This is a genomic window from Paenibacillus kobensis NBRC 15729 (genome assembly GCF_004000825.1).
GTDB lineage: Bacteria > Bacillota > Bacilli > Paenibacillales > Paenibacillaceae > Paenibacillus_T > Paenibacillus_T kobensis.
In genome coordinates, this window is sequence record NZ_BILZ01000145.1 from 1 (window position 1) to 907 (window position 907).

The window sequence follows — 907 nt, forward strand, 5'->3', positions numbered from 1 at the left end:
ACTCGCTAGCTACCGCAGCAGGCATGTTCAAAACCGTAATCAGTATTATACTATTATTCGCAGCTAACAACATCGCCAAGTGGCTTGGCGAAGAGCGACTGGTATAGGGGGGGCTCCGCATGAATACTACTAAAAAACGTTTCGCAATGGAGCCGGCGATCTTCAATACGATCAACTACTTCCTGTTGCTCTGTATACTTGTTGTGACGCTGTATCCGTTCCTGAACACGATCGCTGTTTCCTTCAACGAAGGGATCGACACGACGCGCGGCGGTATTTACTTGCTGCCACGCGAGTTTACTTGGAAGAACTACGATTCGGTATTCAGCTCCGGCCATCTGCCGAAAGCATTCTGGATCTCGATTGCACGTACGGTATCCGGTACGGTGCTCAGTGTATTCTTCACGTCGATGCTTGCTTATGTACTGAGCCGGCCGGAATACATGTTCAAGAAGTCGGTTACGATTATCGTTGTTCTTACGATGTACTTTAGCGCAGGTCTTATTCCTTCGTACTTCCTGATCAAAGATCTGCACATGCTGAATACGTTCTGGGTGTACATCATCCCTGGTATGATCAGCGCGTTCAACTTGATCGTCGTTCGGACGTATATCCATACGCTTCCGGAGAGTCTTGTCGAGTCCGCCAAGATTGACGGAGCAGGCGAATTCAGAACGTTCATGAGCATCATTCTTCCGCTCTGTATGCCGGTATTGGCAACGGTATCGCTCTTCGTCGCAGTCGGACAATGGAACTCCTGGTTCGATACGTTCATCTTCGCGCCGAAGCAAAGCCTCAGCACGCTGCAATACGAGCTGATGAAGCTGCTGAACAACTCGATGAGTGCAGGCGCCAGCAGCAATGCGGCATCGGCAGGCGTCAGCCAAGGCGGTCAAAACTCCGCAGC

At 50.7% G+C, this 907-nt stretch carries 1 protein-coding gene and 1 pseudogene; both read left to right on the forward strand.

The features are described from left to right. Positions 1 to 107, forward strand: a pseudogene (locus PKO01S_RS29570) (sugar ABC transporter permease); the annotation flags it as partial. Positions 108 to 119: 12 nt separating this feature from the next. Next, positions 120 to 907 (forward strand): carbohydrate ABC transporter permease (locus PKO01S_RS28510; RefSeq protein WP_164779842.1); only part of this gene is annotated, 788 nt, incomplete at its 3' end.